Source organism: Streptococcus oralis, assembly GCF_001578945.1.
Taxonomy (GTDB): domain Bacteria; phylum Bacillota; class Bacilli; order Lactobacillales; family Streptococcaceae; genus Streptococcus; species Streptococcus oralis_Q.
The window spans coordinates 119,313-136,417 of record NZ_KQ969552.1 but is presented as its reverse complement, the minus strand read 5'-3'; the positions used below and the strand labels follow the sequence as shown (position 1 = coordinate 136,417).

15 protein-coding genes are annotated in these 17,105 nt (G+C 41.8%); 13 read left to right on the top strand and 2 right to left on the bottom strand.

Annotation, left to right across the window (positions count from 1 at the left end):
* The first annotated feature begins 114 nt into the window (after positions 1-114).
* On the top strand, positions 115-729 hold the full coding sequence (locus tag SORDD16_RS06065) for a GyrI-like domain-containing protein (RefSeq protein ID WP_061452739.1): 615 nt from the start codon (positions 115-117) through the stop codon (positions 727-729).
* Between the two features lie 42 nt (positions 730-771).
* On the opposite strand, the gene SORDD16_RS06060 is transcribed toward SORDD16_RS06065, so the two are convergent.
* Both SORDD16_RS06060 and SORDD16_RS06055 read right to left on the bottom strand, forming a co-directional pair.
* The gene (locus SORDD16_RS06060) at positions 772-3,039 is read right to left on the bottom strand and encodes an ATP-dependent Clp protease ATP-binding subunit (RefSeq protein WP_061452738.1); all 2,268 of its coding nucleotides are present in this window, start codon (positions 3,037-3,039) and stop codon (positions 772-774) included.
* A 236-nt stretch (positions 3,040-3,275) separates the two neighbouring features.
* On the bottom strand, positions 3,276-3,506 hold the full coding sequence (locus SORDD16_RS06055; RefSeq protein ID WP_000443577.1) for a DUF1797 family protein: 231 nt from the start codon (positions 3,504-3,506) through the stop codon (positions 3,276-3,278).
* A gap of 190 nt (positions 3,507-3,696) precedes the next feature.
* Here SORDD16_RS06055 and SORDD16_RS06050 point away from each other — a divergent pair, with 190 nt between their 5' ends.
* The 12 genes from SORDD16_RS06050 (at position 3,697) to ezrA (ending at position 17,059) form a co-directional block, all read left to right on the top strand.
* Positions 3,697-4,380 (top strand): amino acid ABC transporter permease, encoded by a 684-nt coding sequence (locus tag SORDD16_RS06050; RefSeq protein WP_061452737.1) that lies wholly within the window; start codon positions 3,697-3,699, stop codon positions 4,378-4,380.
* Positions 4,380-5,114, top strand: coding sequence for an amino acid ABC transporter ATP-binding protein (locus SORDD16_RS06045; protein WP_061452736.1), 735 nt, complete (start codon positions 4,380-4,382; stop codon positions 5,112-5,114). Before SORDD16_RS06050 ends, SORDD16_RS06045 begins: the two co-directional genes overlap by 1 nt.
* 33 nt (positions 5,115-5,147) lie before the next feature.
* Positions 5,148-5,468, top strand: coding sequence for a TfoX/Sxy family protein (locus tag SORDD16_RS06040; protein WP_061452735.1), 321 nt, complete (start codon positions 5,148-5,150; stop codon positions 5,466-5,468).
* 148 nt (positions 5,469-5,616) lie between these two features.
* Positions 5,617-6,495, top strand: a complete 879-nt coding sequence (locus tag SORDD16_RS06035; protein WP_061452734.1) for a bifunctional methylenetetrahydrofolate dehydrogenase/methenyltetrahydrofolate cyclohydrolase — start codon at positions 5,617-5,619, stop codon at positions 6,493-6,495.
* Positions 6,479-7,252: an HAD hydrolase family protein gene (locus SORDD16_RS06030; RefSeq protein ID WP_061452733.1), complete on the top strand. Its 774-nt coding sequence runs from the start codon at positions 6,479-6,481 to the stop codon at positions 7,250-7,252. The genes SORDD16_RS06035 and SORDD16_RS06030 overlap by 17 nt, the downstream gene beginning before the upstream one ends.
* A gap of 56 nt (positions 7,253-7,308) precedes the next feature.
* The gene (locus SORDD16_RS06025; protein WP_061452732.1) at positions 7,309-8,160 is read left to right on the top strand and encodes an NAD(P)H-hydrate dehydratase; all 852 of its coding nucleotides are present in this window, start codon (positions 7,309-7,311) and stop codon (positions 8,158-8,160) included.
* Between the two features lie 199 nt (positions 8,161-8,359).
* Positions 8,360-10,849: a bifunctional DnaQ family exonuclease/ATP-dependent helicase gene (locus tag SORDD16_RS06020; RefSeq protein ID WP_061452890.1), complete on the top strand. Its 2,490-nt coding sequence runs from the start codon at positions 8,360-8,362 to the stop codon at positions 10,847-10,849.
* A gap of 5 nt (positions 10,850-10,854) precedes the next feature.
* The gene (locus SORDD16_RS06015) at positions 10,855-12,078 is read left to right on the top strand and encodes an FtsW/RodA/SpoVE family cell cycle protein (RefSeq protein ID WP_061452731.1); all 1,224 of its coding nucleotides are present in this window, start codon (positions 10,855-10,857) and stop codon (positions 12,076-12,078) included.
* A gap of 10 nt (positions 12,079-12,088) precedes the next feature.
* The gene (locus SORDD16_RS06010; protein ID WP_061452730.1) at positions 12,089-12,643 is read left to right on the top strand and encodes a DJ-1 family glyoxalase III; all 555 of its coding nucleotides are present in this window, start codon (positions 12,089-12,091) and stop codon (positions 12,641-12,643) included.
* A gap of 83 nt (positions 12,644-12,726) precedes the next feature.
* Complete coding sequence (locus SORDD16_RS06005; protein ID WP_061452889.1) at positions 12,727-13,290, top strand: HAD-IA family hydrolase; 564 nt, start codon at positions 12,727-12,729, stop codon at positions 13,288-13,290.
* A 14-nt stretch (positions 13,291-13,304) separates the two neighbouring features.
* Positions 13,305-15,251 carry a DNA topoisomerase (ATP-hydrolyzing) subunit B gene (gene gyrB, locus SORDD16_RS06000; protein WP_061452729.1) on the top strand — a complete coding sequence of 649 codons (1,947 nt, stop codon included), beginning with the start codon at positions 13,305-13,307 and terminating at the stop codon, positions 15,249-15,251.
* Between the two features lie 80 nt (positions 15,252-15,331).
* The gene (ezrA, locus tag SORDD16_RS05995) at positions 15,332-17,059 is read left to right on the top strand and encodes a septation ring formation regulator EzrA (protein WP_061452728.1); all 1,728 of its coding nucleotides are present in this window, start codon (positions 15,332-15,334) and stop codon (positions 17,057-17,059) included.
* Positions 17,060-17,105: the final 46 nt, after the last annotated feature.

Below are 17,105 nucleotides of genomic sequence, written 5' to 3'. Positions count from 1 at the left end.
CATCTGAAGAAGGAATTGCTTTCTAGACTAGAAAAAATCCAAAAACTTTACAAACCTTGACAAAAGATGTCAGGGTTTTAATGCTATACTAGAGATAGAAAGGAGAAGAACCAAATGAAGTACGAATGGAGAAAAGAAGCTAAAGATCTTTATCAAGTGAAGGCTAAGCCCACTATATTGCAGGTATCTGGTCAATCCTATATCGTGATTGATGGTAAAGGCGATCCAAACCAAGAAGATTTTTCAGAACGAGTAGGGGCCTTATATGTCTTAGTCTATGCGATAAAGATGAAGTATAAAAAAGCTCCTCTGGATGAGGTTTGCACTGATTTTACTGTCTTTCCTTTAGAAGGTATCTGGAAAAAGGAGAAGGAAGGAGAACTGGTAAAAAGTGAGCTTTCTTATAGTATTATGATTGGGCAACCCGATTTTATTACGAGAGAACTATTTGAAAAAGCTTTGGAAGAGGTTAAAATCAAGAAGCCAAATCTTCTTTATGAAGCTATTCGTTTTGAAATGATAGAAGAAGGCCAAAGTCTTGCTATGCTTCATATAGGACCTTTTGATACTGAAAATGAGACTTTTGCAGAGATGGAGCATTTTTGTCAACTTCATAAACTCAAAAGAACTTCGGAAGTCCACCGAGAAATTTATCTCAATAATCTTCATCGAACGGAACCGAGCAAATTGAAAACAATTCTTCGCTATCAAGTTCAAGAAGAGAATTAAAAAAAGAACAGGAAATCTTGTTTCCTGTTCTTTTTATGAGGCTTATTCTTCTATTTCAGAAGCAATCTCTTCTGTTTTTTCAGTTTTTTTGGCAGATTTGATTTGAATCTTACCATTGCTTGTCATAACTGCCTTGAGTTCTTTTTCACTTGGGTTTTCAAGGTAGTAGTCTGTGATGGCATCCTCGATATGGTCTTGAATGGTACGACGGAGTGGGCGTGCTCCCATTTTTGGATCATATCCCAAGTCAACCAACTTTTCCTTGACCTTATCTGTCACATCGAGATGGATGTTGTTACTAGAGAGGCGTTTGTTGACATCCGCTAGCATAAGTTCGACGATTTGGAGAAGGTTGTCCTTGCTGAGAGGTTTAAATTCGATGATGCCGTCAAAACGGTTCATAAACTCTGGGCTAAAGAAGTTACCGAGTTCACCGAGAACAGAGTTGGTTCGACCTTCACGAGCTGCCCCAAAACCAACACTGGCTTCGGCCTTACCTGTACCTGCATTTGAGGTCATGATAATAATGGCGTCCTTGAAGCTAACGGTACGTCCTTGCCCATCTGTTAAACGGCCATCGTCCAAGACTTGGAGGAACATGTGCATCACATCTGGATGGGCTTTCTCGACTTCATCGAGAAGGATGAGAGAGTAAGGATTGCGACGAACTTTTTCTGTTAATTGACCCGCTTCATCGTAGCCTACATAACCTGGAGGGGCACCGACTAATTTAGCCACGCTGTGTTTTTCCATGTATTCGCTCATGTCAAAGCGAATCATGCTGTCAGCAGAACCAAAGAGCTCAATGGCTAGTTGTTTGGAAAGTTCTGTCTTACCGACACCAGTTGGTCCGACAAAGAGGAAGCTTCCGATTGGGCGGTTAGGAGTTCCAAGTCCAACACGATTTCGACGGATGGCTTTGGCAATCTTATCGACAGCTTCATCTTGACCAATGACATGAGCTTTGAGGTCGTCTGCTAGATGGATAAGCTGAGATTGTTCCTTTTCTTTGAGTTCTCCAACAGGGATATTGGTTTTCTGCTCAATGATATGTTCAATGGTTTTCTCGCTGATGATTGGAGTATCCTGATCGGTCACCTTGTTCTTTTGCATTTCCTTGTACTTGGCAATCTGATCGCGGAAATAAGCGGCTTTTTCAAAGTCTTCCTCTCGTGTAGCTTGAGCCTTGAGATTTTCAGCCTCAATCAAGCGCTGATCAATCACTTTAGGATCAATAAAGTTCAGCGTCAGATTCATCTTTGAACCAGCTTCATCTAACAGGTCAATAGCCTTGTCTGGTAAGAAGCGGTCTTGGATATAGCGGTTGGAAAGATTTGCAGCAGCTTCGATAGCAGCATCTGTGTACTGAACATGGTGGTAGTCTTCGTATTTTTTTTGAACTCCTTTGAGAATAGTAATGGTTTCCTCGACAGTTGGTTCATCTACCTTGACAGGCTGCATACGGCGCTCAAGGGCAGCGTCTTTCTCAATGATACGGTATTCATTGAGAGTAGTGGCACCGACCATTTGCAATTCACCACGGGCAAGGGCTGGTTTGAGGATATTGCCTGCATCCATATTGCCATCGCCAGCGGATCCCGCACCAACAATCTCATGGATTTCATCGATAAAGAGGATGATGTCCTCACGTTTGCGAATTTCTTCCATAAGCTTTTGCATACGTTCTTCAAATTGGCCTCGAATCCCTGTTCCTTGGACTAGACTGACCACATCCAGACGGATGACCTGCTTGCCTTGGAGTTTGTGTGGTACATCGCCATCAACGATTTTCTGAGCTAGACCTTCGACAACGGCAGTTTTTCCGACACCAGGTTCACCGATAAGGACAGGATTATTCTTGGTTCGACGATTGAGAATCTCGATGACACGGATAATCTCATCATCGCGCCCAATAACGGGATCGATATCGCCACGACGGGCAATCTCAGTTACGTTGATACCAAATTCTTCAAGCAGGCCTTTTTCTTGGCTTGGAGGCGGAGTTTGGGCAGATCCACGATTTTGGGAACCATAACCGCCGTTTCCACCGTAACCTCCACCTGATTGGGTCGGGGGAGTAGGAGGAGTGTTGTTAGAAGGTCTGAAATTGTTCAAATCATTGAAAAAGTCGCCGAAAGAATCAAAGTCATGATTGTTCAAATCCGTCATTCCTTTAAAGAGGGTATTATTTGGATCTGTTTTGATAATTTTATAGCAATTTTGACAGAGATCAATTTGCTTTTGCTGTCCATTGATATTGGTATACAGATGAATTGTTGAGTCGTTAATTTTACAGTTTTGACAGAGCATACATCTACCTCATTTCATTCTTATTCTTGGTCTAAGAAAAAGGTCAAGAATAGTCAAAGTTTTATACTCTCATTATAGCATGATTAAGGTGTAAAGCAAGTAAAAAGATTGGAAAGTGTCAGTTTCTCAGAGAAGCCCTAATGGAAAATTTTACACATGATGGCAAGAAAAAATCCCATTTGTGGAGACAAAAAGGATTCTCGTTCATCAGTCAGGTTTATCCCTGCTGTTTTTATTTAGTAAAGGAGTTCGTAGATCTCCATTGCAATCAAATCAATGCTATCAAAGGTATAAGTTTCACGAGCCTCTACATCGCGAAGGGTGAAGAGTGATCCGTTTTCTTCGTCGTGGCTGTATGCAACTTCTGCGACAACAACACCTTCACGTTCAAAATTACGTTTTAAATTTCCGCCATCTTTTGTCATTGCTTCTAGGCGGTTAATGATTCTAACCAAATGTGATTCCATTTTGATTCTCCTCCATTTCTTATCGTTTCTATTTTACCATAAACAAGAGGTAGTTGACTAGAAAAAAACTGTGATTTCTCGCTATTTCTCTTTTGCATAAAATTATTGGTGAAAATCCGTGAAAAAGATTGAATTTTAATTCAAGATATGTTATAATCATACAATCCGATATTTAGAAAGCTGAGTTTATATGAATTTTTCCTTTTTACCAAAGTATTTACCTTATTTTAATTACGGTGCTCTTATCACTGTAGTGATTTCGATTCTGGTCGTATTTTTTGGGACTATTTTAGGTGTGTTACTGGCCTTTGCTCAGCGATCACGTTTTAAACCGCTCGTTTGGCTTGCAAATGTCTATGTTTGGATCTTCCGTGGAACTCCGATGATGGTTCAGATTATGATTGCCTTTGCTCTTATGCATATCAATGCTCCAACTATCCAAGTGGGAATTTTAGGGGTCGATCTTTCTCGTTTGATTCCTGGTATTCTGATTATTTCTATGAACAGTGGAGCTTACGTTTCAGAAACTGTTCGTGCGGGGATCAATGCGGTTCCTAAAGGGCAGTTAGAGGCCGCATATTCTTTAGGTATTCGTCCGAAAAATGCCATGCGTTATGTCATTTTGCCACAAGCTATCAAGAATATTCTTCCAGCTCTGGGAAATGAATTTATTACCATTATCAAGGATAGTTCCCTCTTGTCAGCGATTGGGGTGATGGAGTTGTGGAATGGTGCAACGACAGTAGCAACAACAACTTATTTACCGTTGACTCCCCTTTTATTTGCAGCCTTTTATTACTTGATTATGACTTCTGTTTTGACAGTAGCCCTGAAAGCATTTGAAAAACATATTGGACAAGGAGATAAGAAATAATGACAGAAACCTTGATAAAAATTGAAGGCTTGCATAAGTCTTTTGAAAAAAATCAAGTCTTGAAAGGAATTGATCTTGAGATTAAAAGAGGGGAAGTTGTGGTGATTATCGGTCCATCAGGGAGCGGGAAATCAACTCTCCTTCGTTCGATGAATCTCCTTGAAGAAGCAAGTAGAGGTAAGGTTATCTTTGAAGGAGTCGATATCACAGATAAGAAAAATGACCTTTTTGCTATGCGTGAAAAGATGGGTATGGTATTCCAACAATTCAACCTTTTTCCAAATATGACGGTGATGGAAAATATCACTTTGTCACCAATTAAAACCAAAGGTGAAAGTAAGGAAGTTGCGGAGAAAAGAGCACAGGAACTGTTAGAAAAAGTTGGCTTACCAGATAAGGCAACGGCTTATCCACAGAGTTTGTCAGGTGGTCAGCAACAACGGATTGCCATTGCACGTGGTTTGGCTATGGAACCAGATATTTTGCTCTTTGATGAGCCGACTTCAGCCCTAGATCCTGAGATGGTTGGAGAAGTTCTAGCTGTTATGCAAGATCTCGCCAAGTCAGGGATGACCATGGTGATTGTGACGCATGAAATGGGCTTTGCGCGTGAGGTAGCAGACCGTGTTATCTTTATGGCGGATGGAGTTGTTGTCGAAGATGGAACACCTGAGGAGATTTTCGATCAAACAAAAGAACAACGGACCAAGGAATTTTTGAGTAAGGTTTTGTAAGACCTCATTTTTAGAAAAAATGGAGTAGGCATCATGGCTTCCAGTAAAGAATATTTAGATTTTATTCTCGAACAGCTATCGGAGCTAGAGGAGATGAGTTATCGTCCAATGATGGGAGAGTATATCCTTTATTATCGTGGGAAGATTATTGGGGGAATCTATGATAATCGTCTGTTACTGAAGCCTGTGAAGGTGGTTTTGAATCAACTGATACAGACTAGGCTTGAACGTCCTTATGAAGGAGCTAAAGAGATGATTTTGATAGAAGACGTTGAAGATAAGTCATTTCTAGCGAGACTGATCAAGGATATGTATGAAGTCTTACCGGCTCCAAAAGTCAAAAAGAAAGCATGACAGATTTACCCAGTATAAATAGGCACAAAAGCTCGATACGAGCTTTTTCTTATAGTTTTTGACTATAAGGTCCATTAGGCAAGAAGTGTTAGAATGGCGAGTTATTTTTTGATATAATAGAGGATATTTGATAGAAAAGAGAAGAGATATGACTCAGATTATCGATGGGAAGGCTCTTGCAGCTAAGTTACAAGGACAGTTAGCTGAAAAGACTGCCAAACTAAAAGAAGAAACAGGTTTAGTTCCAGGCTTGGTGGTGATTTTGGTGGGGGACAATCCTGCCAGCCAAGTCTACGTTCGAAACAAGGAACGGTCAGCTCTTGCTGCTGGCTTTCGTAGTGAAGTAGTGCGAGTTCCAGAGACCATTACCCAAGCGGAATTGTTAGACTTGATTGCCAAATACAATCAAGATCCAGCTTGGCATGGGATTTTGGTCCAGTTACCTTTGCCAAGACATATTGATGAAGAGGCAGTTTTATTAGCCATTGACCCCGAAAAAGATGTGGATGGTTTCCATCCCCTAAACATGGGGCGTCTCTGGTCTGGTCATCCAGTTATGATTCCTTCGACACCTGCAGGAATTATGGAGATGTTTCATGAATATGGGATTGAGCTAGAAGGTAAAAATGCGGTTGTTATCGGTCGCTCAAATATTGTTGGAAAACCGATGGCTCAGCTTCTTTTGGCTAAAAATGCAACAGTGACCTTGACTCACTCACGCACCCATCATCTTGCCAAGGTGGCTGCTAAGGCGGATATTCTGGTGGTTGCAATCGGTCGCGCTAAGTTTGTGACAGCTGACTTTGTCAAACCAGGAGCGGTTGTCATTGACGTTGGGATGAACCGAGATGAAAATGGCAAGCTTTGTGGAGATGTTGATTATGATGCTGTTGCACCACTTGCTAGCCACATCACACCTGTACCGGGTGGAGTTGGTCCTATGACGATTACCATGCTAATGGAGCAAACCTATCAGGCAGCGCTTCGAACACTAAACAAGGACCAGGAAGATGAAATTCGTATTTGACCTGGATGGAACGCTATCTTTTGACTACATGACCATAGATGAGGAGATTCAGCAGGTTCTTTTAAAGGCTGAAGATTATGGGCATGAGCTTGTGTTTGCCTCAGCCCGCTCTTATCGGGATTGCTTGGGTTTATTAGGTTCTGAACTCAGTCAGCGCTTGGTCATAGGGTTGAATGGTGGCGTAGCCTACCATCTGGGGCAGACTATCTTTGAAAGGAATCTCGATGCTAGAGTTTATCAGGCGCTAGTGGATTATTGCCAGACTTATAATCTCCCTTTCTTTGTAGATGATTGCTTTGACTATAGTGGTCAGATTGTAGAGAAGATTCCATTTATTTCCAGTGTGGATCCCCTAAAGGTGGCTCGACATCAGAAACTCGAGGACTTAGGGACTCCGATTAAGGTAGTCGTTTATATGGGTGACCATGAGGATTTGCTTGATGATCTGCTTGGTCAGTTAGAAAGACTGGGGCTGGTTCATCTGTCCTATCATGCGCATGAAAAGTGCCTCTATGTCAACCCCTTGGATACCCATAAGGCGACAACTGTTGAAAAGTTATGTGGGGAGAACTTCATCGCTTTTGGAAATGACCAAAACGATATTGAACTGTTTAAAACATCGCTCTATTCTGTCCAGATAGGAGATTTTGCTGGTCTTACTCCATATGCAGATGAAATGTTAGGGCTAAAAGGAGCTCCTTATCCAGCAGTGGCAGCTAAAATTTTACAGACCTTTGCGGAATTTAAGGGAAAATAGATAGAAGGAGGTTTGGCCCTCCTTTTGTAGTATAATAGAGTGAGAGGGAAAAAACGATGAAAGTGATTGATCAAGCTTTATTAGAAAAAGTCATTATTGAACGTTCTCGTCACAGTCATAAGGGAGATTATGGTCGCCTGCTCTTGCTGGGAGGGATCTATCCTTATGGGGGAGCTATCATCATGTCATCCATTGCTGCTATTAAAAGTGGGGCAGGGTTGGTGACTGTTGGCACGGATAAGGAGAATATTCCGGCTCTGCACAGTCATTTACCGGAGGCCATGGCATTTTCTCTTCAAGACCAGCAATTGTTAGAAGAACAGTTGGAAAAGGCAGAAGTTGTCTTGTTAGGTCCGGGTTTGCGAGAGAATGCATTTGGAGAAGAACTTGTAAAACGGGTCTTTGATAGGCTTGGAAGAGACCAGATTTTGATTGCAGATGGCGGTGCTTTGGGCATCTTAGCAAAAACTTATTTGCCATTTCCATCCAGTCAGCTCATCCTAACTCCCCACCAAAAGGAATGGGAAAGACTGTCTGGTATAGCTCTTGGACATCAAAATACAGAGATGACTGCTAGGGCTCTTTCAGCTTTTCCTCAAGGAACGATTTTAGTTGAGAAAGGTCCAGCGACTCGTATCTGGCAAGCTGGTCAGCCTGAATATTACCAACTGGAGGTTGGAGGCCCCTACCAAGCAACTGGTGGAATGGGGGATACTCTGGCTGGGATGATTGCAGGTTTTGCAGGTCAGTTTCACCAAGCTAGCCTCTATGAGAGAGTGGTGGTAGCGACTCACTTTCATTCAGCTATTGCGCAAGAACTAGCTCAAGAAAACTACCTTGTCTTGCCTACCGAAATTAGTAAAGCTCTTCCGAAAACAATGAAAAAAATATCTCAAAAAGGCAGCTAATACCTTGGTTGTCTTTTTTTGTTGATGTAGCTTTGTTGATATATTTTTCAAATACCTCAGAACCAGGAATCAACTGCTGAACTTGCGTGAAATTCTCACTTTTAAGGTCTGGGTTTTTACTCAAACTCACAAGGAAAGTGAGATTGTTATCAAAGTTGAGGGGTGTCAAATCATGCTTTTTTTGATATAATTTTTAATGATGAATGCGAGAAATGATCGGTATGTGGTCGTTGATTTAGAGGCGACCAGCACCGGAAGCAAGGCAAAAATTATTCAAGTAGGCATTGTGGTGATTGAGAATGGTGACATCATCGATCAGTATGCGACCGATGTCAATCCCCACGAACCCTTGGATTCACATATCAAAGAATTAACAGGTCTGACCGATCAGCGTTTGGCTGCGGCGCCAGAGTTTTCTCAGGTGGCTGGAAAAATTTTTGAATTGGTTAAGGACGGTATTTTTGTTGCGCACAATGTACAGTTTGATGCCAACCTTCTTGCAGAATTCCTCTTTTTTGAAGGATATGAATTGCGTACACCGCGGGTAGATACAGTTGAGCTAGCCCAAGTTCTGTATCCTCAGTTTGAAAAGTATAACTTAGGTATCCTTTGTCAAGAGTTGGGCATTGAGCTGGAACATGCCCATACTGCCCTGTCAGATGCTCAGGCAACAGCTGAACTCTTGCTTTACATGCGTCAAAAACTTTTTGAGCTACCTAAAGGGCTCTTAGAAAGCTTGTTAAACCTTGCAGACAACCTTCTCTATGAAAGTTATCTGGTGATTGAGGAGGTCTATCAGCAACAATCTCTCTTGTCTTCGCTAGACTTGATGGAGCTTCATGGGCTTTTCCTCAAAAAGGAAAGCAAAGGCTTAGTCCCACGAAAGTTATCCAAAGACTTTGCTAAAAATATTTCTTTATTGGGGCTGGAGGAGCGTCCGCAACAGTTGGAATTTGCGGAGAAGATTGAGCAATTATTGGAAGAACACCAGACTTCCTTTATCCAAGCCCAAACAGGACTGGGCAAGACTTATGGTTATCTCCTTCCAGCTTTGAACTTGGAGAGTCAAGCAGGTATCCTAGTGAGTGTTCCGACCAAAATTCTTCAAAATCAAATCATGCAAGAAGAAGGTCGGCATTTAAAAGAGGTCTTCCATATGGAGATTCATAGTCTCAAGGGGCCTCAAAATTACTTGAAATTGGATGCTTTTCACCAAGTCCTCCATCGACCGGAGTCCAATCGCCTTTTCACACGTTTTAAAATGCAACTGCTTATCTGGCTAACAGAGACAGAGACAGGTGACTTGGACGAAATCGGGCAACTTTATCGCTACCAGCACTTTCTGTCAGAACTAGTCCACGATGGCAAGCTTTCAAAGAAAAGTTTATTTGCTACAGAGGATTTTTGGAAACGAGGGCAGGAAAAGGCCAAGACCAGTCGTGTTCTTCTGACCAATCATGCCTATCTGGTCACTCGTTTGGAAGACAATCCAGAGTTTATCGACAACCGTTTGGTGATCTTGGATGAAGCTCAAAAAATGCTGTTATCTCTCGAAAATCTAGCCCAGCAGGCTTATCGCCTTGAGGAACTTATAACCCAGCTTGATAAGTCCTTGGAGACAGAGGAAGATTTGGTTCAGAAACGCTTGCTTGAGAGTATCGGCTTTGAATGTCGTTACTTGATGGAGCACTATCAGTCAGGTCTGAAGAATGGAAAGTGGTTGGATTCTCTTGAACAGTTGCGTCAGCATTTCTCGGAGTTAGCTCTCCCAGAGTATAGAGAAATTGCAAACTTTTTCACCTCGGATCGTGAATTTTGGCTTGCTACAGCAGAGAAATCGAGCAAGGATGTCTTGATTTGTTCAAGCAAAAAAGGCCGCTTTATACTAGCAGACCTATTGCCAGAAGATTGTCGACTCCTAGGAGTATCGGCTACTCTTGAAATCAGTAATCGGGTTTCCTTAGCAGATTTATTGGGATTTCCTGATGCTCCACTTGTTAAGCTTGATGTAGCAAAGCAGGAGCAACAAGAAGTCCTTCTAGTCAATGACTTTCCTCTTGTGACAGAAGTTTCATCTTTTGACTATGCTAATGAAGTGGCGTCTGTCATCCGAAGGATACAAGCCTTTCAAGAACCCATACTGGTCTTGTTTACCTCAAAAGAAATGTTGCTGGCAGTTTCGGACCTGCTCGATCAACCTCATCTGGCTCAGTATAAAAATGGAGAACCAAGCCAACTGAAAAAACGTTTTGAAAAAGGCGAACGCCAGATCTTGCTTGGAACAGGTAGTTTCTGGGAAGGGGTTGATTTTTCAACACATCCTTGCGTGATTCAAGTGATTCCGAGATTGCCTTTCCAAAATCCCCAAGAACCTTTAACCAAAAAATTAAACCAAGAACTGCGCCAAGAAGGGAAAAATCCTTTCTATGATTATCAGTTGCCGATGGCTATCATTCGGTTAAAGCAAGCTCTTGGACGTACTGTTAGACGGCCTGACCAAGGTTCGGTTGCTCTAATCTTAGACAGTCGTGTCGTCAGCAAGCGTTATGGCAAACAAATCGCTCAGGCCTTGTCAAAAGAAAGGGCTGTTCAGGTTCTATCTAGAGAACAGCTAGAGCCTGCTGTAGCTGATTTTCTCCAATCTCGTCGCAATAGAATGAAAGAAAAATCCAAGAAAGAGAAAAGGTAAAAAATATGAAACGTTCCTTCGACTCTCGAGTCGATTATAGCCTCCTCCTACCAGTGTTTTGTTTACTGGTGATTGGAGTAGTGGCAATTTATATAGCAGTTAGTCATGACTATCCAAATAATGTATTACCAATTCTAGGTCAGCAAATTGCCTGGATTGCCTTAGGGCTTGTCATTGGGTTTGTCGTCATGTTCTTCAATACCGAGTTTTTATGGAAGGTGACTCCCTACCTTTATGGCTTAGGTCTAGTCTTGATGGTCCTCCCTCTTGTTTTCTACAATCCGAGTTTGGTAGCTTCTACGGGTGCCAAGAACTGGGTATCGATTGGTGGAACGACACTTTTCCAGCCATCGGAGTTCATGAAGATTTCCTACATCTTGATATTAGCTCGAGTCATCGTACAATTCACTCAAAAACACAAGGAATGGCGACGGACTATTCCCTTGGATTTTCTATTGATTGGTTGGATGGTTTCCTTTACCATCCCAGTCTTGATCCTTCTAGCCCTACAAAGTGACTTGGGGACTGCCTTGGTCTTCGTAGCTATTTTTGCAGGCATGGTTCTCCTTTCAGGTGTTTCGTGGAAGATTATCATTCCGGTTTTTGCGACAGGAGTGACTGCAGTTGCAGGCTTCATGGCTATATTTATAAGCAAGGATGGCCGTGCCTTCTTGCATCAGATTGGGATGCCAACTTACCAGATCAACCGCATCTTGGCCTGGCTCAATCCCTTTGACTTTGCGCAAACAACGACTTATCAACAGGCTCAAGGGCAAATTGCGATTGGAAGTGGTGGCTTGTTTGGACAAGGTTTTAATGTGTCCAATCTCCTCATTCCAGTACGTGAGAGTGATATGATTTTCACAGTGATTGCTGAAGACTTTGGCTTTATTGGTTCGGTCTTTGTCGTTGCCCTGTACTTACTTCTTATTTACCGGATGTTGAAGATTACGCTCAGGTCAAATAACCAGTTCTACACCTACATTTCGACTGGTTTTATCATGATGTTGCTCTTCCATATCTTTGAAAATATCGGTGCCGTGACAGGCTTACTTCCTTTGACAGGGATTCCTCTACCTTTCATCTCTCAAGGGGGCTCCGCAATTATTAGCAACCTCATTGGTGTCGGTCTCCTCTTGTCTATGAGTTACCAGACCAACCTAGCAGAAGAGAAAAGTGGGAAAGTTCCATTCAAACGAAAGAAAGTCGTCCTAAAACAAATCAAATAAGGAGGCCACTATGGCAAAAGTAGCAGTTATCTTAGCTCAGGGTTTTGAAGAAATTGAAGCCTTGACAGTAGTCGATGTCTTGCGTCGAGCAAACATTTTTTGTGATATGGTAGGATTTGAAGAGCAGGTGACAGGATCGCATGGCATTCAAGTGAAAGCTGATCGTATCTTTGATGGTGATTTGTCTGACTATGACTTGGTAGTTCTTCCAGGTGGCATGCCAGGATCAGCTCACCTACGGGATAATCAAGCTCTCATTTCACAGATTAAAACCTTTGATCAAGCAGGAAAGAAAATTGCTGCCATCTGTGCAGCCCCAATTGCTCTTCATCAAGCAGGTGTCCTGAAAGACAAGCACTTTACCTGTTATGACGGAGTTCAGGTGCAAATTACTGATGGAACTTATCAAAAGCAAACAGTGGTTGTGGATGGTAATCTAACGACTAGCCGAGGACCGTCAACCGCACTTGCCTTTGCCTATGAGTTGGTAGAGCAATTGGGAGGAGATGCCGAAAGTTTACGAGTCGGTATGCTCTATCGAGATGTCTTTGAAAATCAACAGTAAAACGAGGGATAAACTCTCGTTTTTGCTTGGAAAAATCTAGGAAATCATCGCTTTTTTCATAAAAAAATGGTATAATGAAGGGTATGAAATATCACGACTATATATGGGATTTAGGTGGTACCCTATTGGATAATTATGAGACTTCTACAGCAGCCTTTGTAGAAACCTTAGCCCAATACGGAATAGAGCAAGAACACGACCGTGTTTACGAAGCCTTGAAGGTTTCGACAGCTTTTGCCATTGAGAAGTTTGTCCCAGACATCGAGAATTTTTTAGAAAACTACAAAGAAAATGAAGCGCGTGAGCTAGAGTATCCAGTTTTGTTTGAAGGGATTCCAGAGTTACTCAAAGACATCTCTGAAAAGGGTGGTCGCCATTTCTTGGTTTCTCATCGAAATGACCAAGTGCTAGAACTTCTTACCAAGACCCAGATAGCTGACTACTTCACAGAAGTCGTGACTGCCAGTTCTGGTTTTAAACGAAAACCAGATCCTGAGTCCATGATTTATTTACGTGATAAATATCATATTACGTCCGGTTTGGTCATTGGTGACAGAAATATTGATGTAGAAGCTGGTAAAGCTGCAGGCTTAGATGCTTATCTTTTTAAAGATGTTGCGAAACTGAGACAAGCAATAGATATATAAGAAAAAGGGAAAAAATGACAGAAGAAATCAAAAATCAACAGGCACAAGATTATGATGCCAGTCAAATTCAAGTTTTGGAGGGGCTGGAAGCCGTTCGTATGCGTCCAGGTATGTATATTGGGTCGACTTCCAAAGAAGGTCTTCACCATCTTGTTTGGGAAATCGTTGATAACTCAATTGACGAAGCTCTAGCTGGGTTTGCAAGTCATATCCAAGTATTTATTGAGTCAGATGAATCGATCACCGTCGTGGATGACGGACGCGGAATTCCTGTGGATATTCAGGAAAAGACAGGACGTCCTGCTGTTGAGACAGTTTTTACGGTTCTTCACGCTGGTGGGAAATTCGGCGGTGGCGGATACAAGGTTTCAGGTGGATTGCACGGTGTAGGTTCATCAGTAGTAAACGCTCTTTCAACTCAACTAGATGTTCATGTCCACAAAAACGGTAAGATTCATTACCAAGAATACCGTCGTGGTCATGTTGTTGCTGATCTTGAGGTGGTTGGAGATACGGTTAAAACTGGAACAACAGTTCACTTCACACCAGATCCAGAGATTTTTACAGAAACAACAACTTTTGACTTTGAAAAATTAAACAAACGTATTCAAGAACTAGCCTTTTTGAACCGAGGTCTTCGAATCTCCATCACAGATAAGCGTGAAGGTCTAGAACAAAGCAAACATTACCACTATGAAGGTGGGATTGCTAGCTACGTTGAATATATCAACGAGAATAAGGATGTTATCTTTGACACACCAATCTACACAGACGGTGAGATGGATGATATTACTGTTGAAGTAGCCATGCAGTACACAACCGGTTACCACGAAAACGTCATGAGTTTCGCCAATAACATTCACACCCATGAAGGTGGTACGCATGAGCAAGGTTTCCGTACAGCGCTGACACGTGTTATCAATGATTATGCTCGCAAGAATAAGCTACTAAAAGACAATGAAGACAACCTAACAGGGGAAGATGTCCGTGAAGGTTTGACTGCTGTAATCTCTGTCAAACATCCCAATCCGCAGTTTGAAGGACAAACCAAGACCAAACTGGGGAATAGTGAAGTAGTCAAGATTACCAATCGCCTCTTCAGCGATGCTTTCTCTGATTTCCTCATGGAAAATCCACAGATCGCCAAGCGTATCGTGGAAAAAGGAATATTGGCTGCCAAGGCTCGTGTGGCTGCCAAGCGTGCGCGTGAAGTCACTCGTAAAAAATCTGGATTGGAAATTTCTAATCTTCCAGGAAAACTAGCAGACTGTTCTTCAAACAACCCTGCTGAAACCGAACTCTTCATCGTCGAAGGAGACTCAGCTGGTGGGTCAGCTAAATCTGGTCGTAACCGTGAATTCCAAGCTATCCTTCCAATTCGTGGTAAGATCTTGAACGTTGAAAAAGCTAGCATGGATAAAATTCTTGCCAACGAAGAAATTCGGAGTCTCTTCACAGCCATGGGGACAGGATTTGGCGCAGAATTTGATGTTACTAAGGCTCGTTACCAAAAACTTGTTTTGATGACCGATGCCGATGTCGATGGAGCCCACATTCGGACTCTCTTACTAACCTTGATTTACCGCTACATGAAACCAATTCTAGAAGCTGGATATGTCTACATTGCCCAGCCACCAATTTACGGAGTTAAAGTTGGAAGTGAAATCAAAGAATATATCCAACCAGGTGCAGACCAAGAAATCAAACTCCAAGAAGCCTTAGCACGTCATAGTGAAGGGCGTTCAAAACCAACCATCCAACGTTATAAAGGTTTGGGAGAAATGGATGACCACCAATTGTGGGAAACAACCATGGATCCCGAACATCGCTTGATGGCGCGTGTTTCGGTAGATGATGCTGCCGAAGCAGATAAAATCTTTGATATGTTGATGGGAGATCGAGTTGAACCACGTCGCGAATTTATCGAAGAAAACGCTGTTTACAGTACACTTGACGTCTAAAAAATGTGGGAAATAGTTCCCTTGGTTTAAAAAATATGATATAATCAATACGATTGTTTCTAGTATAAAAGGAGTTTGATATGTCTAATGGACAACTAATTTATCTAATGGTTGCAATTGCAGTCATTTTGATTCTGGCTTATGTAGCGGTAATCTTCCTACGTAAGCGTAATGTAAACAGATTAACGACCCTTGAAGAAAGAAAAGAAGAACTCTACAACCTTCCTGTAAATGATGAGGTTGAAGCCGTTAAAAATATGCACTTGATTGGTCAAAGTCAAGTAACCTTCCGTGAGTGGAATCAAAAATGGGTTGATTTATCTTTGAACTCATTTGCAGACATTGAGAATCACCTCTTTGAAGCTGAAAGCTACAATAATTCTTTCCGTTTCTTTAAGGCGACTCACAAGATTGATCAAATTGAAAGCCAGATTGGTCTGATTGAAGAAGACATTGCGGCGATTCGTAATGCCCTTTCTGAACTTGAAAAGCAAGAGTCTAAAAATAGCGGACGCGTTTTGCATGCCTTGGACTTGTTTGAAACACTTCAACACACAGTTGCAGAAGATTCAGAGAAATATGGGAAAGCTCTTCCTGAGATTGAGAAACAATTGGAAAATATCCAATCAGAATTTTCTCAATTTGTGACTTTGAATTCCTCCGGTGACCCAGTTGAAGCTGCAGCAATCTTAGATGATACTGAAAATCATATTCTCGCTTTAACGCATATTGTTGATCGGATTCCAGCCCTTGTCGAAATCTTGGCAAAAAATCTACCCGATCAATTGGCAGATTTGGAAGAAGGCTACCGTAAGCTTTTGGATGCCAACTACCACTTTATAGAAACGGATATTGAGTCACGTTTCCAACTTTTACACGAATCCTTGAAGAACAATCAAGAAAACATTCGTCAGTTGGAATTGGACAATGCAGAATATGAAAACAATAGCATCCAAGAAGAAATCAACGCACTTTACGATATCTTCACTCGTGAAATTGCAGCTCAAAAAGTCGTTGAAAGTCTCCTTTCAACGCTTCCAACCTACCTCAATCACTTGAAAGAAAACAATCAGGTACTTGTTCAAGATCTTGAACGCTTGACTAAAACCTACCTTCTTCCAGAAAGTGATGGGAATCATGTTCGTCGTCTTCAAGCGGAATTAGCCTCACTTGATGCTACTGTCATGGAAGTGACAGAAGATCCAAAAGAACCTACACAAGCTTACTCTGTTTTAGAGGAGCAGTTGAGTTCGCTTCAAAGTAATCTAAAAGACATTGAAGACGAACAAGTATCTGTTAGTGAACGTCTAGCTCAAATCGAAAAAGACGACCTCAATGCTCGACAAAAAGCCAATGTTTATGTAAATCGCTTGCATACGATTAAACGCTACATGGAGAAGAGGAACTTACCAGGTATTCCTCAAAATTTCTTGAAACTTTTCTTCACTGCAAGTCATAACACAGAAGACCTGATGGCAGAGTTAGAACAAGCACAAGTTAATATTGAATCGGTTAAACGAATTCTTGAAATTGCGACAAATGATATGGAAGCTCTTGAGACGGAAACATATAACATTATTCAATATGCAACCTTGACGGAACAACTCTTGCAATACTCAAATCGTTACCGTTCATTTGATGAGCGTATCCAAGAAGCTTTCAACGAAGCACTTAAAATTTTTGAAAAAGAGTTTGACTATCAGGCATCATTTGAGAAGATTTCTCAAGCTTTGGAAGTTGCTGAACCAGGAGTCACAAACCGCTTTGTAACTTCATACGAAAAAACACGTGAAGCGATTCGCTTCTAATACCTGAAAAGTACCTCTTTGTCAACTGTAGTGGTGACTTATAGCT

Bases quoted from the DNA above. Each gene is read 5' to 3' on its own strand.
- SORDD16_RS06065 (WP_061452739.1), top strand. From the start codon at position 115: ATGAAGTACGAATGGAGAAAAGAAGCTAAAGATCTTTATCAAGTGAAG.
- SORDD16_RS06060 (WP_061452738.1), bottom strand. From the start codon at position 3,039: ATGCTCTGTCAAAACTGTAAAATTAACGACTCAACAATTCATCTGTAT.
- SORDD16_RS06055 (WP_000443577.1), bottom strand. From the start codon at position 3,506: ATGGAATCACATTTGGTTAGAATCATTAACCGCCTAGAAGCAATGACA.
- SORDD16_RS06050 (WP_061452737.1), top strand. From the start codon at position 3,697: ATGAATTTTTCCTTTTTACCAAAGTATTTACCTTATTTTAATTACGGT.
- SORDD16_RS06045 (WP_061452736.1), top strand. From the start codon at position 4,380: ATGACAGAAACCTTGATAAAAATTGAAGGCTTGCATAAGTCTTTTGAA.
- SORDD16_RS06040 (WP_061452735.1), top strand. From the start codon at position 5,148: ATGGCTTCCAGTAAAGAATATTTAGATTTTATTCTCGAACAGCTATCG.
- SORDD16_RS06035 (WP_061452734.1), top strand. From the start codon at position 5,617: ATGACTCAGATTATCGATGGGAAGGCTCTTGCAGCTAAGTTACAAGGA.
- SORDD16_RS06030 (WP_061452733.1), top strand. From the start codon at position 6,479: ATGAAATTCGTATTTGACCTGGATGGAACGCTATCTTTTGACTACATG.
- SORDD16_RS06025 (WP_061452732.1), top strand. From the start codon at position 7,309: ATGAAAGTGATTGATCAAGCTTTATTAGAAAAAGTCATTATTGAACGT.
- SORDD16_RS06020 (WP_061452890.1), top strand. From the start codon at position 8,360: ATGAATGCGAGAAATGATCGGTATGTGGTCGTTGATTTAGAGGCGACC.
- SORDD16_RS06015 (WP_061452731.1), top strand. From the start codon at position 10,855: ATGAAACGTTCCTTCGACTCTCGAGTCGATTATAGCCTCCTCCTACCA.
- SORDD16_RS06010 (WP_061452730.1), top strand. From the start codon at position 12,089: ATGGCAAAAGTAGCAGTTATCTTAGCTCAGGGTTTTGAAGAAATTGAA.
- SORDD16_RS06005 (WP_061452889.1), top strand. From the start codon at position 12,727: ATGAAATATCACGACTATATATGGGATTTAGGTGGTACCCTATTGGAT.
- gyrB (WP_061452729.1), top strand. From the start codon at position 13,305: ATGACAGAAGAAATCAAAAATCAACAGGCACAAGATTATGATGCCAGT.
- ezrA (WP_061452728.1), top strand. From the start codon at position 15,332: ATGTCTAATGGACAACTAATTTATCTAATGGTTGCAATTGCAGTCATT.